Here is a 20,517-nt window from a genome sequence, read left to right as displayed (position 1 = left end):
CTTCTTGTCCGGGCCTTATGTAGCGGCGGTTTCCTGCCGCAATGCCGCGACTCGCGGCATTGCATAAAGACTTAAGGAGTCTAAATCACAGGCCAAGGCTGACAAGCGCGACAACAGTGACTATTTCGTGACCATGACCGAAAGCAAGCCAGATCGACAGCAAGGCCTCGCCGCCGCCGCGGATACCGGTGGACTGGAGGCGCTGATCGCGCGCGCCGCCCGCGCCGGCAAAGGGCTGCCGCCGGTGGAACGGTGGAATCCGGACTTCTGCGGCGACCTCGACATGGAGATCCGCGCCGACGGCACCTGGTTCTATCTCGGCACGCCGATCGGCCGGCCGGCGCTGGTGCAACTGTTCTCGACGGTGCTGCGCAAGGACGCGGACGGCCGCACCTATCTGGTGACGCCGGTGGAGAAGGTCGGCATCCGGGTCGTCGACGCGCCGTTCGTGGCCGTCGAGGCGGATGTCTCGAAGCAGGCCGGCCGGCAGGTTGTCACCTTCCGCACCAATGTCGGCGATGTGGTCGAGGCGGGTCCCGATCACCCCATGCGGTTCGTGGAGGAGGACGGCACAGGCGGGCTCAAGCCCTATGTGCTGGTGCGCGGGCGGCTGGAGGCGCTGGTGTCGCGCCCGGTGATGTATCAGCTCGTCGAGCATGGCGAGGAGCTCGAGACGCCGCAGGGGCCGATGTTCGCGCTGCGCTCGCATGGCGAAATCTACCCGATCATGCCACTCGAACAATTGACGCGGCTGAGCCGATGACCGCCATGACCACGATCCCTCCCTTTTCGGCCGAGGCGTTTCGCAGGCGGGCGCGCAGGCAGACGCCTGCCGGTGTGGCCGAGCCGGACTATGGCGACCATCGCTTCAATCCGGATCATCCGCGCCTGAAGCTCAACGGCGTGCGGCTGCGTCCCGCCGCCGTGCTGATCCCGGTGGTCGACCATGGCGACGAGGCCACGGTTCTGCTGACAAAGCGTTCGGAAACCCTGCGCAACCATACCGGCCAGGTAGCCTTTCCGGGCGGGCGCATCGATGCCACCGACCCGACGCCGGAATATGCGGCGCTGCGCGAGACGCAGGAGGAGATCGGCCTGCCGGACAGGTTCATCGATGTGGTGGGGCGCATGCCGGACTATGTTTCCGGCACGGGCTACCGCATCGCGCCGGTGCTTTCGGTGGTGAAGCCCGGCTTCCACCTCACCCTCAACCCGGATGAGGTCGATGCCGCCTTCGAGGTGCCGCTGCGCTTCCTCATGGACCCGGTCAATCACCGGCAGGGCAGCCGCATGTGGAACGATCTCGAATGGGTGTTCTACGAAATGCCCTATGGCGGCCAGCGCATCTGGGGCGTCACCGCCGGCATCATCCGCACCCTTTACGAAAGGCTCTATGCGTGAGCGGGACGGTAAGCATTGCCGGGCGCGGCGACTGGCTGGCCGACGAGCATCTGCAGCGGCTGCTGGCGGTGCTCGGCGAGGGGGACGAACAGGCCCGCATCGCCGGCGGCGCGGTGCGCAACGCGCTTCTCGGCCAGCCGGTGGCGGATGTGGACATCGCCACCACCAACCCGCCGCGCGAGACCATGCGCCGGGCCGAGGCGGCCGGCTTCAAGGCGGTGCCGACCGGTCTTGACCACGGCACGGTCACCATCGTCGCCGGGGGGCGGCCGTTCGAGGTGACGACGCTGCGCGCCGACATCGAAACCGACGGCCGCCATGCGCGCGTCGCCTTCGGGCGCGACTGGAAGGCGGACGCGGAGCGGCGCGACTTCACCATCAACGCGCTCTATGCCGAGGCTGACGGCACGGTCGTCGATCTGGTCGGCGGGCTGGCCGATATCGAGGCGCGGCGGCTGCGTTTCATCGGCGATGCCGAGGCCCGCATCCGTGAGGACTATCTGCGCATATTGCGCTTCTTCCGCTTCTTCGCCTGGTATGGCCATGGGCGGCCGGACGGCGAGGGCCTGAAGGCTTGCGCGCGGCTGAAGGAAGGGCTCGACCGGCTATCGGCCGAACGGGTCTGGGCGGAACTGAAGAAGCTGCTCTCGGCCCCCGATCCGTCGCGCGCCCTGCTGTGGATGCGGCAGGCCGGCGTGCTGTCGCGCATCCTGCCCGAAAGCGAGAAATGGGGAGTCGATGCGATCCATGCGCTGGTGCGCGCCGAAGCCGATCTCGGTTGGCCGGCCGACGCCATGCTGCGGCTGGAGGCGATCCTGCCGCCGGATGCCGTGCGCATGAAGGAACTGGCCAAGCGCATGCGCATGTCGCGGACGGAGGCAGACCGTCTGGTGCAGTGGGCTCTGGCGCCCGTCGCCAGGCCCGATACGGGCGAGGGGGCACTTGCCCGCCAGCTCTATGCCGGCGAGGCGCAGGCCATCACGGATCGGCTTCGCCTCGCCCTGTCGGGCGCGCGGGCGCGGGCGGCGGAAGATGACAAGGCGCTGGTGGAGGCCGGCAATTTTGCCCGCCAGCTCGGCTTCGCGCTGAAATGGCGGAAGCCGGAATTTCCGCTCAAGGGATCGGATCTGAAGGGCCTCGGCGCTGCGCCCGGGCCGGAACTCGGTGCCCTGCTCAAGCGCCTCGAGCAGGACTGGATCGCGAGCGGTTTCGCGCTCGGGCGCGACGCGCTTCTGGAGCGCGCGGCCGGCGAGGTCAGGCCGCGTCTCTGACCTTGTCGATGCGCGAGCGGATGGCCTCGATCATCGTTTCGCGGATGATGGTTTCGCCATGGGTCTCGCGCATATGCTCGACGGCACGGCGCATGACTTCCGCTTCCTCCTCGGCGCGGGTGTGCCACTCGCAACCGGGGACGAGCGATCCGCAATGAAATTCCTTCATCGGTTCCTCCTTTACCTGTCTGTCGGGCAACAATAACACATCAGGGCGCGGTTCGATCCCTTTCGTGTTCAAATTTGATCCGCGGCGCCGTGCGTGTCCGGGCGGAGCATGAGGCCCCACCCGGCAAGTGTCTGGAAAGTCAGCCTATTTCGTGACCGTGACGGATTCGGCGATCTTGTTCTTGCCACTCATGTCCCAGGTCACGGAGACTTTCTCGCCGACCTTGAGGCCGGGGTCCTTGAAGGTCTTCGCCAACTGGAAGGTCGAGCCGTCCTGAAGGACGAGGCTTTTGCCGGCGGTGAATTGCTTGATGCTGCCGGTGGTCTGGTGGGGTGCTGCGAATGCCATGGGACCGCTGGCGAGGAGGATGGCCGCAACGGTCGTAACAACAAGCTTGCGCATGGCAGGCTCTCCTGAGAATGCGGGCGCCCGGTCGTTGGAGCCCGCTTGGGCGGACCGTCCGGACACGTCGGGTCGCGGTCCGAGGCTTGACGAACCGCCGGCGTTTCCCGGTCCGTCACGCAACATATCGCTGTTTTTTCAGGAGGATATTAGACGAAAAAGAAAATCCGGAGCGCCGGGATGGCCACAATCCATGTCCGATTCCGCAATCTGGACATGGATTGTGGCGGCCGGTCCGTTCACGGAAATTTTTAACGCAGGACCGTCAAGGCCATTTCGCTTCCGGCGGCAGGCTGGACAGGATGGAATTGACGTTGCCGCCGGTCTTGAGCCCGAACACGGTGCCGCGGTCGTAGAGCAGGTTGAACTCGGCGTAGCGGCCGCGGCGCACGAGCTGTTCCTCGCGGTCCTGCTCGCTCCAGCCGTCGTTGAAGTTCTTGCGCACGATGTGCTGGTAGGCGACGAGGAAGGCGCGGCCGACATCCTGCACGAAGGCGAAATCAGACTTCCAGCCGCCCTTGTCCTCGCCCGAATGCAGCCAGTCGAAGAAGATGCCGCCGATGCCGCGCGGCTCGTTGCGGTGAGGGAGGAAGAAATACTCGTCGCACCAGTCCTTGTAGCGCGGATAGTCGGCGACGCCGGCATGCTTGTCGCAGGCGAACTGCATGGCACGGTGGAAGGCCACCGTATCGGCGTCCTCCTGGCTGCGGCGCCGGTCGAGCACCGGCGTGAGATCGGCGCCGCCGCCGAACCATTGCCGCGAGGTGACGACCATGCGCGTGTTCATGTGCACGGTCGGCACGTTGGGGTTCCACGGATGCGCGATCAGCGAGATGCCGCTCGCCCAGAAGCTCGGGTCTTCGTCCGCGCCCGGAATCTGGCTGCGGAACTCCGGCGAGAATTCGCCATGCACGGTCGAGGTGTGCACGCCCACTTTCTCGAACAGCCGGCCCTTCATGATCGACATGACGCCGCCGCCGCCGCGGCCTTCGTCACGTTCCCACGGGCTGCGCTCGAAGCGGCCGGGCGTCCAGGTGGATTGCGGGCCGGACAGTTCGTCCTCCAGCCCTTCGAAGGCCGTGCAGATGCGGTCGCGCAATTCCTCGAACCAGATCCTCGCCGTCTGCTTCTTTTCTTCGATGTCGGCAGGCAGTCCTGCCGGGATCTCGGGTCGTTGCTGCACTGGCGTCTCCGCTTGCGGGCCCCGCGGCCCGTAAAATGACTCGTCTTTTGCGGCCGTGATCCCTAATCTCTGTGAGGCAAGCGTCAAGGAGGCTTTTTTGCGCACGCCCGCAAGACCGCCGCTGGATGGCCTCAGGAAACGGCTGGAACGCAGCCGGACGGAGCGCGGCAGCAGGTCGCGCGACGGCTTCCTCAGGGAAACCTTCGTCCTGTCCCGTCCCGAGGCGCGCGCCAAGGCGCAGGAATGGTTCCAGCGCTGGCCGAAGCAGGCCTACTGGACCGAGATCGAAAGCTGGTTCGAGAGGCCGGGCGACATCATCGAGTTCACCATCCGCCGGCTGCCGGCGGCGGACTGACCCTCACCGCAACTGCCTGAGCGCCTCGCCGGCCACCATCGCGGCCGACAGGGCGATGTTGATGCTGCGCGCCCCTTCGACCATGGGAATGAGCAGGCGCGCATCCGCCGCCGCATGCACATGGTCGGGAACGCCAGCCGATTCGCGTCCGAACAGCAGGATGTCGGTCGGCGCAAAGGCGAAATCGGTGTAGGCGGTCGCCGCCCTGGTCGAGAGCAGAATGAGGCGATGCCCCTTGCCTTGCCGCGCTTCCTCGAACGCCTTCCAGTCGACATGGCGGGTCAGCGCCGCCATTTCCAGGTAATCCATGCCGGCGCGCTTCAGCGCCCGGTCGGAGAGGTCGAATCCCGCCGGCTCGATGATGTCGACGCCAAGCCCAAGGCAGGCGGCGAGCCGCAATATGGTGCCGGTGTTGCCGGCGATGTCCGGCTGGTAGAGGGCGATGCGCGGACGGGTTTCCAAAAGCTTGCTCTATTCCAAGTTGCAATTCGGCCACAGGTGGTGCTGGCATCATCGGTCGGCGCGCCTGTCGTCTGGCCACGGGGTGCGAATGGGTATATAGGAGCGCCATTGTCAACTCGAACCGAAGGAGGCGGGTATGCAGATACTGATGTACGCAATCATCCATCGCCTCCGGCCAATCGCCTGACGGCGGCAGTCGGTTCGACGTCATCTGACCTAGCAAGCACGTTCGATTCGATTCCCGCCTGAACCTTTCCCGGTTTCGAGCAGGAATCCCGACTTGTCCCGCCAATCAGATCTTCAAGCCTCCGCCTCGTTCAACGCCCTTCCATGGGCGTTCTGCCAGGCGGACCTATATTCCCCGCATGCGGCCGCATCCGCGGCTGCGCTCCCGGCGCTCCCGCGCCGTTCTGCGGGCATCGAAATTTGAACGCAAGAGAGCAAAGATGTTTCGCTGGTTTGAAAACAGGCTCAATCCGTTCCCGGCCGAGGAGCCGGTGGAGCCGCCGAAATCCCTGGTCGCCTTCTGCGTGCACTACACGCGCGGTGCGTGGCCCTATATCGCCCTCGACGCGGTGCTGATCGCGGCCATCGCCATCACCGAGGTGTGGATGTTCCAGTTCCTCGGCTCGATCGTCGACTGGCTGTCGGCGCACGACCGCGAGACCTTCCTGCAAACGGAAGGCTGGAAGCTGGCCGGCATGGCGCTGGTCGTGCTGGTGGTGTTGCCCGCGACCGTGTGGTTCCAGTCGCTGATCCATACGCAGACGCTGATGGGCAATCATCCGATGCGCATCCGCTGGCAGGTGCACCGCTACCTGCTCAAGCAGTCGATGACTTTCTATCAGGACGAGTTCGCCGGCCGCATCGCCACCAAGCTGATGCAGACGGCGCTGGCCGTGCGCGACTGCGTCATCAAGCTGGTCGACGTGCTCAACTATGTCGTCGTCTATTTCATCGGCGTGCTGGTCATCGTCGGCTCGGCCGACTGGCGGCTGGCCGCCCCGCTTCTGGTGTGGCTGGCCGGCTATCTGCTGCTTCTGCGCTATTTCGTGCCGCGGCTCGGCAAAGTCGGCCAGGAGCAGGCCGACGCGCGCTCTTTGATGACGGGCCGCATCGTCGACAGCTACACCAACATCCAGACGGTCAAGCTGTTCTCGCATGCGCGGCGCGAGGCGAGCTATGCGCGCGAAAGCATGGCCCTGTTCCTCGACACGGTCTATCGCTCCATGCGGCTGGTCACCAGCCTCTATGGCGTGCTCTATCTGTTGAACTCGCTGCTCCTGGCGTCCGTCGCCGGCCTGTCGATCTGGCTGTGGCTGGGCCAGCAGGTGTCGATCGGCGCCGTCGCGGTCGTCATCGGCCTGGTGCTGCGGCTGTGGGGCATGTCGCAGTGGATCATGTGGGAAGTATCGGGCCTGTTCGAGAACATCGGCACGGTGCAGGACGGCATCGGCTCGATCTCCATGCCGCGCCTGGTCGAGGACAAGCCGGGGGCGAAGGAGCTGGTGGTCGACAAGGGCGCGATCCGCTTCGACGACATCGGTTTCCACTACGGCAAGAAGAAGGGCATCATCGAGCACCTGTCGCTGACCGTGAAGCCGGGCGAGAAGGTGGGCATCGTCGGCCGCTCGGGCGCGGGCAAGTCGACGCTGGTCAACCTGCTGCTGCGCTTCTACGACCTCGAGCGCGGGCGCATCCTGATCGACGGGCAGGACATCGCCGCCGTCACCCAGGATTCGCTGCGCGCCCACATCGGCATGGTCACGCAGGACACCTCGCTGCTGCACCGCTCGGTGCGCGACAACATCCTCTACGGCCGTCCCGATGCGACCGAGGAGATGGTGATCGAGGCGGCGCGGCGGGCCGAGGCGCTCGACTTCATCGCCGGGCTTGGCGACGCCAAGGGCCGCAAGGGCTTGGACGCCCATGTCGGCGAACGGGGCGTGAAGCTTTCGGGCGGCCAGAGGCAACGCATCGCCATCGCGCGTGTTATGCTGAAGGACGCACCGATTCTCATCCTCGACGAGGCAACCTCCGCGCTCGACTCGGAGGTCGAGGCCGCCATTCAGGAGAACCTCTACAGGCTCATGCAGGGCAAGACCGTCATTGCCATCGCCCACCGGCTTTCGACCATCGCGGCGATGGACCGGCTGGTCGTCATGGACAAGGGCCGCGTCATCGAAGAAGGCACGCATGACGAGCTGATCGGGCGGGGCGGCCTCTACGCCCAGCTCTGGCAGCGCCAGTCCGGCGGTTTCCTGATCGATGACGACGGTCAGCACGAGCCTGCCGCCCGCATGAAGCTCGAACTTGGAGAAGAGCCGGCCGAATGATCGACACCTGCCCCGCCGAACGGCAATTTCCCAGCGCTGACCCGGCGGGGTGCCCGCGATGATGAAGGCCATCTACAACTGGTTCGAGGCGAGGGTCGATCCCTTCCGCGAACCCGGCAGCCTGCGGCCGCCGGCCACCGTCGGCGGCTTCCTCTGGCACTATGTCGGGCAGGCGAAATTCGCCTTCTTCGCCATGCTGGTCATCGGCGGCGTGGCACCCCTGGTGGAAGCGGGCCTGTTCTACTTCGTCGGGCGGCTGGTCGACATACTCGACCAGCTTCCGGCGGAGCGGAGCTGGGCGGTGCTGTGGGACGCGGCCGGCTGGGAACTTGTGTTCATGGTCGTCGTGGTGCTGGTCATCCGCACCCTTGTGGTGGGCCTGTCGGCGCTGCTCGACGAGCAGACCATCACGCCCGGCTTCTACAATCTGGTGCGCTGGCAGGCGCACCGGCATGTCTCGCGCCAGTCCTATTCCTTCTTCCAGAACGATTTCGCCGGCCGCATCGCCACCAAGGTGTGGCAGGCGGGGCAGGCGACCGGCGACCTCATGGAAAGCTTCATCGAGGTCGTGTGGTTCATGATCGTCTACACCGTCACCACGCTGGCGCTGGTCGCCGGGCTCGACTGGCGGCTGGCGGCGCTGGTGATGGTGTGGATCGTCGCCTTCGGCTGGCTGGCGCGCACCTACCTGCCGGAAATCCGCAAGCACGCGGAGGCCACGGCCGAGGCGGGTTCGATGATCAACGGCCGCATCGTCGATTCCTATTCCAATGTGCAGACGCTGAAGCTGTTCGCCGCCGACGGCGACGACCGCTATCTGCGCAGCGGCTTCGACATCTATCTCGGCGCGTTGCGGCCGTTCACGCGTCGGCTCACCGGCGTGCGCATGGCGCTGACGCTGCTGTCTGGTGTGATGATCACGCTGATCGCCTGCTTTGCCATCTATCTGTGGGTGGAGGGCGCCATCACCGTCGGTGCGGTCGCCTTCACCCTGTCGCTGGTGCTGCGCCTCAACATGCTGCTCGGGCGGCTGATGATGCAGCTCAACGGCATCCTGCGGAATCTCGGCGTGCTGGAAAATTCCAAGGCGCTGATCTCGCAGCCGCTCGGGCTGGTCGATGCGCCCGATGCGAAGGAGCTTGTCGTGGCCGGCGGCCGGATCGACGTGAAGGACCTCACCTTCCACTACGGCAAGGGGCAAGGCGTTCTGGACGGCATCGACCTCGTCGTGCGGCCGGGCGAGAAGGTCGGATTGGTCGGCCCCTCGGGGGCGGGCAAGACCACGCTCGTCAACCTCATCCTGCGCCTCTACGACACCGAGGGCGGCAGGATCGCCATCGACGGCCAGGATATCGCGGCGGTCACGCAGAACTCGCTGCGCGCCAATATCGGCGTGGTCAGCCAGGAGACGGCGCTGTTCCACCGCTCGCTGCGCGACAATATCAGGCTCGGCGCGCCGGACGCGACCGATGCCGAGGTGATCGCGGCGGCGAAGAAGGCCGAGGCGCATGAATTCATCCTCGCCTTGCAGGACAACAAGGGCCGCCACGGCTACGACGCCTTCGTCGGCGAACGCGGGGTCAAGCTTTCCGGAGGCCAGCGCCAGCGCGTGGCGATCTCGCGCGTCTTCCTCAAGGACGCACCGATTCTCATCCTCGACGAGGCGACTTCGGCGCTCGATTCGGATGTCGAGGCGGCGATCCAGGAAAATCTCCACAGGCTGATGGAGGGCAAGACGGTCATCGCCATCGCCCACCGCCTGTCCACCATCGCCGCGCTCGACCGGCTGGTGGTGCTCGACCGTGGCCGCATCGTCGAGGAGGGCACGCATGACGAGCTGGTGGCGCTCGACGGGCTCTATGCAAGGCTGTGGAAGCGGCAATCCGGCGGCTTCCTGTTCAACGAGGAAAGTCCGCTCGAAGAGACGCGCCCGGCCTGACAAGGGTGTGGGCAACGCGCCGCGCATGCTCGCCCGGACAGGCCGAAAGCCCGAAAAACCGGCATTTCGCGCCGGGCGCGACAATCTGCCCTCCTGTCATGTTGCGGTCTGGACAAGTGATGGCTTCGCGCATAAACCGAAGTCCAAATGCCGGAGGAATTCGCTAGCCTTTTGCCATGCGTGGAAGGCTGGCGTTTGAGCGGGGACAGGGCTCGATCTTCGGCACGGATGAGGCGAAAGGATCAGTCACCCGTGAGCGCAACCGATATCGAAAATCCAGCCCGTCGAGATTTTCTATACATCGCCACCGGCATGGCCGGCGTCGTTGGTGCCGGAGCCGTGGCCTGGCCGTTCATCGACCAGATGCGCCCCGACGCTTCGACGCGCGCGCTGTCGTCGGTCGAGGTGGACGTCGCGGCGCTGGAGCCGGGCATGTCGCTGACCGTCAAGTGGCGCGGCAAGCCGGTGTTCGTGCGCAACCGCACGCCTCAGGAAATCGAGGCCGCGCAGGCGGTCAAGCTTGAAGAACTGAAGGACCCGCTGGCCCGCAACGCCAATATCGGTTCCGACGCGCCCGCCACCGACGTCGATCGCTCGGCCGGCGAGGGCAAGGAGAACTGGCTGGTCATGGTCGGCGTCTGCACCCATCTGGGCTGCATCCCGCTCGGCCAGCAGGGCGATTTCGGCGGCTGGTTCTGCCCGTGCCACGGCTCGCACTACGATACGGCCGGCCGCATCCGCAAAGGCCCGGCGCCCGAGAACATGGCGGTGCCGACCTTCGAGTTCATTTCCGACACCAAGATCCGCATCGGCTGAGGCAGGGGACAATTCGATGAGCGAGGGACACTCCACCTATACGCCGAAGACCGGAATCGGTCGCTGGTTCGATGAACGCATGCCGCTGCCGCGGCTGGTCTACGACAGCTTCATCGCCTACCCGGTGCCGCGCAACCTGAACTACATGTGGACGTTCGGCGGCATCCTGTCGATCATGCTGGTCTCCCAGATCCTGACCGGCATCGTCCTGGCCATGCACTACGTTTCCGACACGAGCATCGCCTTCGGCTCGGTCGAGAAGATCATGCGCGACGTCAACTCCGGCTGGCTGCTGCGCTACATGCACTCCAACGGCGCGTCGTTCTTCTTCATCGCCGTCTATCTCCACATCATGCGCGGCCTCTACTACGGCTCCTACAAGGCGCCCCGCGAGCTGCTGTGGATCCTCGGCTGCATCATCTACCTGCTGATGATGGCGACCGGCTTCATGGGCTATGTGCTGCCCTGGGGCCAGATGTCCTTCTGGGGCGCCACCGTCATCACTGGCTTCTTCACCGCCATTCCGGTGGTCGGCACCTGGATCCAGGAGCTGCTTCTCGGTGGCTTCGCGGTCGACAACCCGACGCTGAACCGCTTCTTCGCGCTGCATTACCTGCTGCCGTTCATGATCGCCGGCGTCGTCGTGCTGCACGTATGGGCGCTGCACGTCACCGGCCAGAACAACCCGACCGGCATCGAGGTGAAGTCGAAGACCGATACCGTGGCCTTCACGCCCTATGCGACCATCAAGGACGCGCTGGGCATGATCGTGTTCCTGCTCGTCTTCGCCTACTTCATCTTCTACATGCCGAACTATCTCGGCCATCCGGACAATTACATCCAGGCCGACCCGCTGAAGACCCCGGCGCACATCGTTCCCGAATGGTACTTCCTGCCGTTCTACGCCATCCTGCGCGCCATTACCTTCAACATCGGGCCGATCAACTCCAAGCTGGGCGGCGTGCTAGCCATGTTCGGCGCCATCGCGGTCCTGTTCGTGGTGCCGTGGCTCGACACCTCGAAGGTTCGCTCCGCCGTCTACCGTCCGTGGTACCGGCTGTTCTTCTGGATCTTCGTCATCAACTCCATCTTCCTCGGCTGGCTGGGCTCGCGTCCGGCGGAGGGCACCTACGTCATCATGGCGCAGATCGCGACGCTCTACTACTTCGCGTTCTTCCTCGTCATCATGCCGGTGCTGGGCCTCATCGAGACGCCGAGGCGGTTGCCCAACTCGATCACCGAGGCGGTGCTGGAAAAGAACAAGGCCGGCGGAGCCGTCCATCCCGAGGGCGCGGCCGCGTCACCGGAAACCCGAGGCTGAGCGAAGAGTCTTTCGAGAGGAATTTGGGTATGAAGAAGATTCTCGCTTCACTGGCTGCCCTGGGCTTCGTGATGGCTGCTGGCGCCGCCATCGCCCAGGACGAGGGCCACAACGCGGCCGAGCCGACGCATTTCCCCATCCATAAGCCGAAATATGTGGACTGGAGCTTTGCGGGTCCGTTCGGCACCTATGACAAGGCCCAGCTCCAGCGCGGCCTCAAGGTCTACAAGGAAGTCTGCTCGGCCTGTCATTCGATGGATCTGGTGGCGTTCCGCACGCTGGAAGACCTCGGCTACTCCGAGGCGCAGGTGAAGGCCTTCGCCGCCGAATACACCATCGAGGACGGCCCCAACGACGACGGCGACATGTTCGAGCGTCCCGGCCTTCCGTCCGATCATTTCACCTCGCCGTTCCCGAACCACCAAGCCGCCGCGGCGGCCAATGGCGGCGCGGCTCCGCCGGACTTCTCGCTGATCGCCAAGGCGCGCGGCGTGGAGCGCGGCTTCCCGACCTTTATCTTCGACATCTTCACGCAGTATGCCGAGAACGGGCCGGACTACATCTACTCGCTGCTGACCGGCTATGACGAAGAGCCGCCGGAAGGCATGGAAATCGCCGAAGGCACGCACTACAACCCCTATTTCATCGGCGGCAAGTCGCTGGCCATGGCGCCGCCGCTGTCCGACGATCAGGTGACCTATGACGACGGCGCGCCGCAGACCGTCGACCAGTATTCGCGCGACGTGTCCGCATTTCTGATGTGGGCTGCCGAGCCGCATCTGGAGGCTCGCAAGAAGACCGGCTTCCGGGTGGTCGTGTTCCTGGTTCTGTTTGCGGGCCTTATGTACGCCACCAAGCGCAGGGTGTGGGCCAACGTCCCGCACTGACCGCACAGGCCGATAGCTTGAAAAGAAAAGGGCGCTGTCTGGCGCCCTTTTCTTTTGGGTCGAGTACCGTAAAACTGGCGCGCCAAGGGAACCTGCCTATGAACACTTCTGTCCGCGACAAGCTGCTCGCTTCCATCCGCACCATTCCTGACTATCCGAAGCCCGGCGTGCAGTTCCGCGACATCACCACGCTTCTGGGTGATGCGGATGCATTCGCCACGGCGGTGGACGGGCTGGTGGGGCCGTTTGCCGACCTCGGCATCGACAAGATCGCGGGGATCGAGGCGCGCGGCTTCATCCTTGGCGGCGCCGTGGCGCACCGGCTTTCCGCCGGCTTCGTGCCGATTCGCAAGAAGGGCAAGCTGCCGCATGAGACCGTGCGGGTGGCCTACAGCCTGGAATACGGCCTTGACGAGATGGAAATGCACCGCGACGGCGTGAAGCCGGGCGAAAAGGTGATCGTCATCGACGATCTCATCGCCACCGGCGGCACGGCGGAGGCGGCAGTGAAGCTGCTGCGCCAGATCGGCGCCGATATCGTCGCCGCCTGTTTCGTCATCGACCTGCCCGACCTCGGCGGACGCCGCAAGCTGGAAGCGCTCGGCGTATCGGTGCGGACCCTGATCGCCTTTGAGGGCGATTAGTCCTTTCGGTCGCCGACTTTCACGAGCATGGCGTTCTCGAATTCGAACACCTTGTCGCCGCCCGGATCGAAGGCTTCGCCCCTGATGCTGAACATGACCCAGCCGGGCCGCGATGCGAGCGGGCGATGCGAAAGCCCGGTGCGGGCGAAGGTGATGGTCTGGCCGGAATAGACCGGCTTCAGCCATTTCAGATTGCGGAAGCCGGGGGAGGGGCCGAATTCCGGTGCCGGACCGGCGCCCTGCCAGCCCTTCATGGCGGCCATGCGGTCGAGCGCGTCGAAGCGCATGAACATGGAGGCGGTGTGCCAGCCGGAGGCGCACAGGCCGCCCAGGACGCTGCGGCGCGCGGCTTCCTCGTCGAGATGGAAGGGCTGCGGATCGTATTTGGCGGCGAAGGCCTTGATCTCGCCGGCCTGGAAGGTGTGCGCGCCGATCGTCTTCGTCACGCCGATGCCGAGAAATTCGTCCAGTGTCATCGGGCGGCCTCGCGGCTCAGGAACATGCCGGTGTTCTCCAGCTCGAACACGCTCTCGCCGCGCTGGTTGACCATCTCGGCGCGCATGGAGACGAAGCCGAGGCCGGGGCGGGACGACGACAGGCGCTTGCCCAGAATGGTGGATCGCGCCGTCAGCCTGTCGCCGGCCAGCACCGGTTTCTTCCATTTGACCTGATCGATGCCGGGTGAGCCCTGCGAGGTGGAATCGAGCAGGAACGCATCGCACATCAGGCGCATGAAGATGCAGCAGGTGTGCCAGCCGGAAGCCGCCAGCCCGCCCAGAACGCTGGCCTTGCCGGCTTCCTCGTCCAGATGCATCGGCTGGGGATCGAATTGCGAGGCGAATTCCACGATCTCCTCGGCCGTCACCAGTTTGGAGCCGAGATCGAGCGAGGCGCCCACCTCGAAATCCTCATAGGCCCACTTCTTCGCCGCCATCCGCCAAATCCCGTTCAAGCTTGTACGATCACCATGGACGCTGCCGGCCCGTTTCGCAAGCGCGGGGCGGGCATGCCCTCCGGCGGCTTCGTAGCGAACGGCCTCGTTCAGGTGTTGAACCTGAACAGCATGATGTCGCCATCCTGCACCACATATTCCTTGCCTTCGTCGCGGGCCTTGCCGGCTTCCTTGGCCGCGACCTCGCCGCCCAGCGTGACGAAATCGTCATAGGCGATGGTCTGGGCGCGGATGAAGCCGCGCTCGAAATCGGTGTGGATGACGCCGGCGGCCTGCGGGGCCTTGGTGCCGCGCTCGACGGTCCAGGCGCGCGTCTCCTTGGGGCCGGCGGTGAAGTAGGTGATGAGATGCAGAAGCTCGTAGCCGGCGCGGATCAGCCGGTCGAGACCCGGTTCCTCCAGCCCCATGGAAGCGAGGAATTCCTGTGCTTCCTCGTCGGGAAGCTGGGCCACTTCGGCCTCGATGGCTGCCGAAATGACGACCACGCGCGCCCCTTGCGCCTCCGCCATGGTCTCCACAGCCTTGGTGTGTTCGTTGCCGCTGGCAGCGTCGCTTTCGGCGACGTTGCAGACATAGAGGACGGGATGCGAGGTGAGCAGGTTGAGGCTCTGGAGAATGCGCAGGTCCTCGGCGGCGATGCCGTCGAGCAGCACGCGCGTCGGCTTGCCGTTCTGGAGCAGTTCCAGCGCCTTTTCCATCATCGGCAGCACGGTGATGGATTCCTTGTCCTTGCCGGTGGCGCGCTTGCGGGTCTGGACGATGCGGCGCTCGAGGCTCTCCAGGTCGGCCAGCATCAGCTCGGTCTCGACCGTCTCCGCATCCGCCACCGGGTCGATGCGGCCCTCGACATGGGTGATGTCGTCATCCTCGAAGCAGCGCAGCACGTGCACGATGGCGTCGACCTCGCGGATATTGGCGAGGAACTGGTTGCCCAGCCCTTCGCCCTTGGAGGCGCCGCGCACCAGGCCGGCGATGTCGACGAAGGAGATGCGGGTGGGGATGATCTCCTTGGAGCCGGCCGCCGCCGCGATCTTCTTCAGGCGCGGGTCGGGAACCGCCACCTCGCCGGTGTTCGGCTCGATGGTGCAGAACGGATAGTTGGCGGCCTGCGCGACGGCCGTCTTGGTCAGTGCGTTGAAGAGCGTCGACTTGCCGACATTGGGCAGGCCGACGATGCCGCATTTGAAACCCATGATTTGCTGATCCTGTCCTGCTGGGGGAGTATTCCCGGCTATGGTCGATAGGGTTGCCGGTCGTCAAGGCCGGGCTGGCTATTCCTTGCCGAACAGCTTCTTGAGCATCGCGGCCATCGGACCGTTTTCGGGAACGTTGATGGCCGGTGCCTGCTGGCGAGCCTGCCTGATATGGCTCTGGGCCTTAGGAGTCTTTTTTTTGGCCGGAGGTGTGTCGTGTTCGCCGGTTGGCTGGAGCTTGTCGCGCAGGGCGAGCGTGATGCGGTTCATGAAGGAACTGTCGTCGTTGCCGGCGATCAGGCCGGCATTGTCGGCGATCGCATCCAGCAGCACGTCCAGCCACTCACGATCGGCCTTGGCGAAATCGCCCAGCACGTGGCCGTGCACCATCTCGCGCACGCCCGGATGGCCGACGCCGATGCGCACCCGGCGATAGTCCTTGCCGATATGCTGGTCGAGCGAGCGGATGCCGTTGTGGCCGCCGGCGCCGCCGCCCTTCTTCACCCGCACCTTGCCGGGTTCCAGGTCGATCTCGTCGTAGAAAACGGTAACGGCGGAGGGGTCGATCTTGTAGAAGCGCATCGCCTCGCCGACCGCCTGGCCGGAGAGGTTCATGAAGGTCTGCGGCTTGATCAGCAGCACCTTCTCGCCGTCCAGCCGGCCTTCGGCGATCTCGGCCTGGAACTTGCGCGTCCAGGGCGAAAAGGAATGGCGGCGGGCAATCGCGTCCGCCGCCATGAACCCGACATTGTGCCGGTTGTCCGCATATTTCGCGCCCGGATTGCCGAGGCCCACAAAGAGCAGCATCGTCAGCCTCCGGGCGTGGAGAATTACTTCTCTTCTTCCTCGGCCACAGCCTCTTCGCCGTCGGCGTCGGACTTGGCGGCGGCGGAGCCGGCCACGGTGGCCACGGTGAAGTCGCGGTCGGCGATCACCGGCTTGACGCCCTTCGGCAGCTTGATCGAGGAGATGTGGATGACGTCGCCGATCTCGGTGCCTTCCAGATCGACGGTGATCGAGTCCGGGATGGAGTCGGCCGGGCAGACGAATTCGACGTCATGGCGCACGACGTTGAGCACGCCGCCGCGCTTGAGGCCGGGCGACTTCTCTTCGTTGATGAAGTGGACGGGAATGTTGACGGTGACTTCCGACTTGGCGCTGACGCGCAGGAAGTCGACATGCAGCGGGAAGTCGCGAACGGCGTCGAGCTGGTAGTCCTTCGGCAGGACGCGGATCTTCTTGCCGTCCACGTCGATGGTGGCAACGGTGGTCATGAAGCCGCCGCCGTGGATCTTGTAGAAGATGTCCTTGTACGACACGACGATGGCCAGGGGAGGCTGCTTGTCGCCATAGATGACTGCGGGAATCTTGCCTTCACGGCGAATGGCACGGGCGGACCCCTTACCGACCCTTTCGCGCGTCTCGGCCTTGAGCTCGTAGCTGGTGCTCATGGCATTTCCTTTCATAATGTGCGGAGCGCTTGTAGCGGGACTCTCCCGGCACAAACGTGGAAACGCCGCACGTCCCGAAACGCCATGCCTGCCGGGCAGGTGGTGACGATGCGGGAAGGCGGGCTTCGACCGCGTTGCCTCCAAGGGTGTCTACGCGGCTGGCGGCTCTATAGCGGAAGGGGCGTGCCCGCGCAAGGCCGCGGGCGCCGGAAGCCCTCGGCGGCCGGTCGTCTTCAGGCCTGGGCGGCCCGCGCCTGCTTCATGTTCGGCAGGAAGATGGTCAGCAGGCCGATCAGCGGCAGGTAGGAGCAGGCATGGTAGACATATTCGATGCCCTTGGCGTCGGCGACCACGCCCAGCAGCGCCGCCGCGATGCCGCCCATGCCGAAGGCGAAGCCGAAGAAGATGCCGGCGATCATGCCGACGCGGCCCGGCACCAGTTCCTGTGCGAACACGACGATGTTGGAGAAGGCCGACGACATGATGAGGCCGATCAGGATGGTGAGGATGATCGTCCATTCATAGTTCGCGTAGGGCAGGGCCAGCGTGAACGGGATGACGCCGACGATGGAGAACCAGATCATCGCCTTCTGGCCGAAGCGGTCGCCGAACGGCCCGCCGAGCAGGATGCCGAGCGCGCTGGCGCCGAGGAAGGCGAAGAGCAGGACCTGCGACATCTGCACCGAAACGCCGAACTTCTCGATGACATAGAAGGTGTAATAGCTGGAAAGTCCCGCCATATAGGCGTTCTTCGACAGGACGAGGATGGTCAGCACCGTGAGCGCCCAGGCGACGCGCTTGCGCGGCAGCACGAGGACGGGTGCCGCCGACTTGGCGCTTGCCGCGTTCCGGGCCCGCAACCGCTTGTACCAGTTGCCGACCTGATAGAGCACGATGATGCCGAGCAGCGATGCGAGCGCGAACCAGGCGATGCTCGACTGGCCGAAGGGAACGACCACGAAGGCGGCCAGCAGCGGGCCGATGGCCTGGCCGGCATTGCCGCCCACCTGGAACAGGGATTGCGCCAGCCCATGCCGGCCGCCCGAGGCGAGGCGGGCGATGCGCGAGGATTCCGGATGGAATATGGACGAGCCGATGCCGATCAGCGAGGCGCCCAACAGCAAGGCCCAGTAGTGGCCGGCATAGGCGAGCACGACCAGCCCGATCAGCGAAGACGTCATGCCGACCGGCAGCGAGAACGGCATCGGCCTGCGGTCGGTGACCAGCCCGACCACCGGCTGCAGCAGCGATGCGGTGACCTGGAAGGTGAAGGTCAGGAGGCCGATCTGCCAGAAGTCGAGGCCGTAATTGTCCTTCAGCAACGGATAGATCGCCGACAGGAGCGACTGCATGATGTCGTTGATGCCGTGGCACAGGCTCACCGCCAGGATCACGGTAAAGGCCGTGCCGGTCGCGGAGGCGCGTTGGGCGGGCAGGGCGGTATCGGTCAAGGCAGGCTCCGTGCGCTCAGGCATCGCATCAATTCCAAGCTCGGGCTTATAGTCCTGTTGCAATGCGGTTTCTTTCGTGGTTTGGTCCATTACTTTCGCGAGTGGGCCAATAAGCATGGCGACTGCACATCCGGAAACGGCCGGCGGCCGGACCGATCTGTTCGAGACGCATCTGCGCCGATTGAAATGGCTGGAGCAGGCCAGCGACCAGATCGTGGCCATGCCCAGCGACTATCCCGACGGCCACAGGGTTCCCGACCATGAGCACAGCCGCTGCCAGTTGCTGCATGCGCTGACCGGCGTGGTGCTGGTCAAGACGCATTTCGGCCGCTGGATGGTGCCGCCCGACCATGCCATGTGGATTCCGGCCGGCATCGTGCACTCGGTGGAGATGCTGGGCGATGTCAGGATGCGCTCGGTCTATGTCGTGCCGGATGCGATAGAGGGGTTGCCGTCGCGCCTGCGCGTGGTTGCGGTCAGCGACCTGATGCGCAGCCTGATCGTCGAGGCGGTGCAACTGCCTGTCCGGCCGGTGCCGTCGGAGCGGGCGGTGCTGGTGCTCAACCTCCTGCTGCACGAGATCCCGCGCCTGCCGGAACGGCCGCTCGGCCTGCCGTTTCCCTCCGACCCGCGGATCGACTCGCTATGCCGTCGTTTCGTCGCCGAACCCTCGCCCCACACGACCATCGACGACTGGGCGGAATGGCTCGGCATGAGCCGGCGTTCCTTCACCCGTACCTTCCATCGCGAGACCGGCCTGTCGCTTTCGACATGGCGCCAACAGGCGCTGCTGTTCGCGGCGCTGCCGCGCCTGGCCGATGGCGAGCCGATCACCAGTGTCGCGCTCGACCTCGGCTATGACAGCGTCCCGGCCTTCACCACCATGTTCAAGCGGATGCTGGGCTCGGCGCCCCGCAGCTATCTGCGCGGCTCGCGCGAGGGGGAGAGGCCGGGCCGGACTTCCCGGCCCGACGAGAGCGGCATGCTCAGCCGTCCTTCAGCTCCATGAAGCGGATGCGGTTGTTGAACGGGTCGATGACCTCCAGTTCCAGCCGCGTTCCCTCATCCTCCAGCCCCGGTTTCATGTAGCGGTAGTTCCTGGCCGACAGCTCCCTGTGCAGGTCGCGGATGCCGGTCATGTAGACGCACATGTTGCCGCCGGGCGTGGCGTCGCCCGCATGCTCGGACAGGTGCAGCCGCAGGCCGGCGCGCGAAACCTGCGTGTAGAGCGGGAAGTTGTCGCCGTAGCGATGCTCCCAATCCACGCTGAAGCCGAGGAAGCCGAGATAGAACTCGTGCGCCTTGGCGACATCGAAGATGCGCACGATGGGCACGGCCCCCTCGAAGGCGATCGCGCCGGTGTCCGGGGCGGCGGTGTCGATCTTGTGCGCAAGGATGTTCCAGTTCGCCAGCCCGAACTGGCGTGCGACGATTTCCAGGGCCTGGCTGTGGGTGATGTCGATATGCTGTGCGGCCAGCGCCTCGCGCATGGCTTTCGCCATGGCCTTTGCATCGCGGTAATCCCGCATGTCCGTTCCTTTCGTCACGGCGAAGCTCTCGTCGGTGCCCGCATTGCCGACGCCTTCGCCTGACGGTGAAACGTGCAGGAAGGCTCGCGGGAGGCGTTCGCCAGGCCCCTTTCGGGGGCGCGGGCTGCCGGCCGCCTCCAGCCGTAGCCGCACTTTAATGCGTTGTTGCGGCTATTTCCAGCCGGCGTGTTTGCGAAACGGACGGACCATGCGCCGCAAGGTGTCGTCGCGGCGAAGGAAATGGTGGTGCAGCGCGGCCAGCGCATGGCCCAGCGCCAGCAGACCCGTGCCGTAGGCCAGCAAGGCATGGACGCGCGACCAGAACGCTTCCGCCGCGTCCGAGGCCGCCAGCGGAAGGTTGGGTATGACGACCAGGTCGAAGGCGTAGCTGGGTATGGCGAGCGGCGACGCCGACACCACTGCCCAGCCCGCCAGCGGCACCACAATGGTCAGGCCGAGCAACAGGGAGTGGGCTGCATAGGCGGCCAGCCTTTCCAGCCGGCCCATATGCCCGGCCGGCGCCGGTCGGATGCCGATCGCCCACCAGCCGAGTCTGAGCAGGGCCAGCGCCAGGATGAGGAAGCCCAGCGATTTGTGCCATTGATAGAGCCGGAATTGCAGCGCGGGATCATCGGCGCTTGCCTGGGTGAGGTAACCCAGCGCGAGCTGGCAGGCGAACAGCAGCGCGATCAGCCAATGCAGAACTTGCGCTGCGAGCCCGTAGCCGGCCTGCGTATTGCGCCACATGGCCTTCT

Annotated in this window: 23 protein-coding genes; 11 read left to right on the top strand and 12 right to left on the bottom strand. The window is 65.3% G+C overall.

The window, feature by feature from the left end; translation table 11 throughout:
* Positions 1-133: 133 nt before the first annotated feature.
* From ABID37_RS22105 to ABID37_RS22095, 3 genes are read left to right on the top strand one after another with little or no spacing between them, the layout of a single operon-like run.
* Entirely contained in the window at positions 134-763 is a 630-nt protein-coding gene (locus ABID37_RS22105; protein ID WP_354198757.1) for a DUF1285 domain-containing protein, read from the top strand.
* 5 nt (positions 764-768) lie between these two features.
* Positions 769-1,401 (top strand): CoA pyrophosphatase, encoded by a 633-nt coding sequence (locus ABID37_RS22100; RefSeq protein ID WP_354198742.1) that lies wholly within the window; start codon positions 769-771, stop codon positions 1,399-1,401.
* Positions 1,398-2,672 carry a CCA tRNA nucleotidyltransferase gene (locus ABID37_RS22095; protein ID WP_354198740.1) on the top strand — a complete coding sequence of 425 codons (1,275 nt, stop codon included), beginning with the start codon at positions 1,398-1,400 and terminating at the stop codon, positions 2,670-2,672. The genes ABID37_RS22100 and ABID37_RS22095 overlap by 4 nt, the downstream gene beginning before the upstream one ends.
* Here the strand turns inward: ABID37_RS22095 and ABID37_RS22090 are convergent.
* The 3 genes from ABID37_RS22090 to hemF form a co-directional block, all read right to left on the bottom strand.
* Positions 2,656-2,841: a DUF1059 domain-containing protein gene (locus ABID37_RS22090; protein ID WP_054310583.1), complete on the bottom strand. Its 186-nt coding sequence runs from the start codon at positions 2,839-2,841 to the stop codon at positions 2,656-2,658. The genes ABID37_RS22095 and ABID37_RS22090 overlap by 17 nt on opposite strands.
* Positions 2,842-2,985: 144 nt before the next feature.
* Positions 2,986-3,243 carry a DUF1344 domain-containing protein gene (locus ABID37_RS22085; protein ID WP_354198738.1) on the bottom strand — a complete coding sequence of 86 codons (258 nt, stop codon included), beginning with the start codon at positions 3,241-3,243 and terminating at the stop codon, positions 2,986-2,988.
* 265 nt (positions 3,244-3,508) lie between these two features.
* Complete coding sequence (gene hemF, locus ABID37_RS22080) at positions 3,509-4,426, bottom strand: oxygen-dependent coproporphyrinogen oxidase (RefSeq protein ID WP_354198736.1); 918 nt, start codon at positions 4,424-4,426, stop codon at positions 3,509-3,511.
* A gap of 97 nt (positions 4,427-4,523) precedes the next feature.
* Between hemF and ABID37_RS22075 the strand changes: the two genes are divergently transcribed.
* The gene (locus ABID37_RS22075; protein ID WP_354198734.1) at positions 4,524-4,781 is read left to right on the top strand and encodes a hypothetical protein; all 258 of its coding nucleotides are present in this window, start codon (positions 4,524-4,526) and stop codon (positions 4,779-4,781) included.
* Positions 4,782-4,784: 3 nt separating this feature from the next.
* Here ABID37_RS22075 and ABID37_RS22070 read toward each other — a convergent pair whose 3' ends face one another.
* Positions 4,785-5,243 carry a tRNA (cytidine(34)-2'-O)-methyltransferase gene (locus tag ABID37_RS22070; RefSeq protein ID WP_354198732.1) on the bottom strand — a complete coding sequence of 153 codons (459 nt, stop codon included), beginning with the start codon at positions 5,241-5,243 and terminating at the stop codon, positions 4,785-4,787.
* A gap of 446 nt (positions 5,244-5,689) precedes the next feature.
* On the opposite strand from ABID37_RS22070, the gene ABID37_RS22065 reads away from it, so the two are divergent.
* From ABID37_RS22065 to ABID37_RS22040, 6 genes are all read left to right on the top strand, one after another.
* Complete coding sequence (locus ABID37_RS22065) at positions 5,690-7,579, top strand: ABC transporter ATP-binding protein (RefSeq protein ID WP_354198730.1); 1,890 nt, start codon at positions 5,690-5,692, stop codon at positions 7,577-7,579.
* A 58-nt stretch (positions 7,580-7,637) separates the two neighbouring features.
* The gene (locus tag ABID37_RS22060; protein WP_354198728.1) at positions 7,638-9,518 is read left to right on the top strand and encodes an ABC transporter ATP-binding protein; all 1,881 of its coding nucleotides are present in this window, start codon (positions 7,638-7,640) and stop codon (positions 9,516-9,518) included.
* 252 nt (positions 9,519-9,770) lie between these two features.
* Positions 9,771-10,334, top strand: coding sequence for a ubiquinol-cytochrome c reductase iron-sulfur subunit (petA, locus tag ABID37_RS22055; RefSeq protein ID WP_354198726.1), 564 nt, complete (start codon positions 9,771-9,773; stop codon positions 10,332-10,334).
* 16 nt (positions 10,335-10,350) lie between these two features.
* A complete protein-coding gene (locus ABID37_RS22050) occupies positions 10,351-11,655 on the top strand; it encodes a cytochrome b (protein ID WP_354198724.1) in 1,305 nt (434 codons plus the stop codon).
* A 29-nt stretch (positions 11,656-11,684) separates the two neighbouring features.
* Complete coding sequence (locus ABID37_RS22045) at positions 11,685-12,542, top strand: cytochrome c1 (protein WP_354198722.1); 858 nt, start codon at positions 11,685-11,687, stop codon at positions 12,540-12,542.
* A 98-nt stretch (positions 12,543-12,640) separates the two neighbouring features.
* Complete coding sequence (locus ABID37_RS22040) at positions 12,641-13,186, top strand: adenine phosphoribosyltransferase (RefSeq protein WP_354198720.1); 546 nt, start codon at positions 12,641-12,643, stop codon at positions 13,184-13,186.
* Here ABID37_RS22040 and ABID37_RS22035 read toward each other — a convergent pair.
* The 6 genes from ABID37_RS22035 to ABID37_RS22010 form a co-directional block, all read right to left on the bottom strand.
* The gene (locus ABID37_RS22035) at positions 13,183-13,662 is read right to left on the bottom strand and encodes a MaoC family dehydratase (protein ID WP_354198718.1); all 480 of its coding nucleotides are present in this window, start codon (positions 13,660-13,662) and stop codon (positions 13,183-13,185) included. The two genes, ABID37_RS22040 and ABID37_RS22035, sit on opposite strands and share 4 nt — an antisense overlap.
* Positions 13,659-14,120 (bottom strand): MaoC family dehydratase, encoded by a 462-nt coding sequence (locus ABID37_RS22030; protein WP_354198716.1) that lies wholly within the window; start codon positions 14,118-14,120, stop codon positions 13,659-13,661. Before ABID37_RS22030 ends, ABID37_RS22035 begins: the two co-directional genes overlap by 4 nt.
* Positions 14,121-14,227: 107 nt before the next feature.
* The gene (gene ychF / locus ABID37_RS22025) at positions 14,228-15,331 is read right to left on the bottom strand and encodes a redox-regulated ATPase YchF (RefSeq protein WP_354198714.1); all 1,104 of its coding nucleotides are present in this window, start codon (positions 15,329-15,331) and stop codon (positions 14,228-14,230) included.
* Between the two features lie 78 nt (positions 15,332-15,409).
* On the bottom strand, positions 15,410-16,138 hold the full coding sequence (gene pth, locus ABID37_RS22020) for an aminoacyl-tRNA hydrolase (RefSeq protein ID WP_354198712.1): 729 nt from the start codon (positions 16,136-16,138) through the stop codon (positions 15,410-15,412).
* Positions 16,139-16,161: 23 nt separating this feature from the next.
* Positions 16,162-16,782, bottom strand: coding sequence for a 50S ribosomal protein L25/general stress protein Ctc (locus ABID37_RS22015; protein ID WP_354198710.1), 621 nt, complete (start codon positions 16,780-16,782; stop codon positions 16,162-16,164).
* Positions 16,783-17,015: 233 nt separating this feature from the next.
* Positions 17,016-18,257 (bottom strand): MFS transporter, encoded by a 1,242-nt coding sequence (locus ABID37_RS22010; protein ID WP_354198708.1) that lies wholly within the window; start codon positions 18,255-18,257, stop codon positions 17,016-17,018.
* A gap of 91 nt (positions 18,258-18,348) precedes the next feature.
* Here ABID37_RS22010 and ABID37_RS22005 point away from each other — a divergent pair, with 91 nt between their 5' ends.
* The gene (locus tag ABID37_RS22005; protein ID WP_354198706.1) at positions 18,349-19,242 is read left to right on the top strand and encodes an AraC family transcriptional regulator; all 894 of its coding nucleotides are present in this window, start codon (positions 18,349-18,351) and stop codon (positions 19,240-19,242) included.
* Here the strand turns inward: ABID37_RS22005 and ABID37_RS22000 are convergent.
* Both ABID37_RS22000 and ABID37_RS21995 read right to left on the bottom strand, forming a co-directional pair.
* Positions 19,220-19,762, bottom strand: a complete 543-nt coding sequence (locus ABID37_RS22000) for a glyoxalase superfamily protein (RefSeq protein ID WP_354198755.1) — start codon at positions 19,760-19,762, stop codon at positions 19,220-19,222. The genes ABID37_RS22005 and ABID37_RS22000 overlap by 23 nt on opposite strands.
* A gap of 171 nt (positions 19,763-19,933) precedes the next feature.
* Positions 19,934-20,509, bottom strand: coding sequence for a cytochrome b (locus ABID37_RS21995; protein WP_354198704.1), 576 nt, complete (start codon positions 20,507-20,509; stop codon positions 19,934-19,936).
* Positions 20,510-20,517: the final 8 nt, after the last annotated feature.

Origin of the sequence: Aquamicrobium terrae (assembly GCF_040545735.1) — a bacterium.
Lineage (GTDB): Bacteria > Pseudomonadota > Alphaproteobacteria > Rhizobiales > Rhizobiaceae > Mesorhizobium > Mesorhizobium terrae_A.
This window is presented reverse-complemented; position numbering and strand designations above follow the sequence as displayed.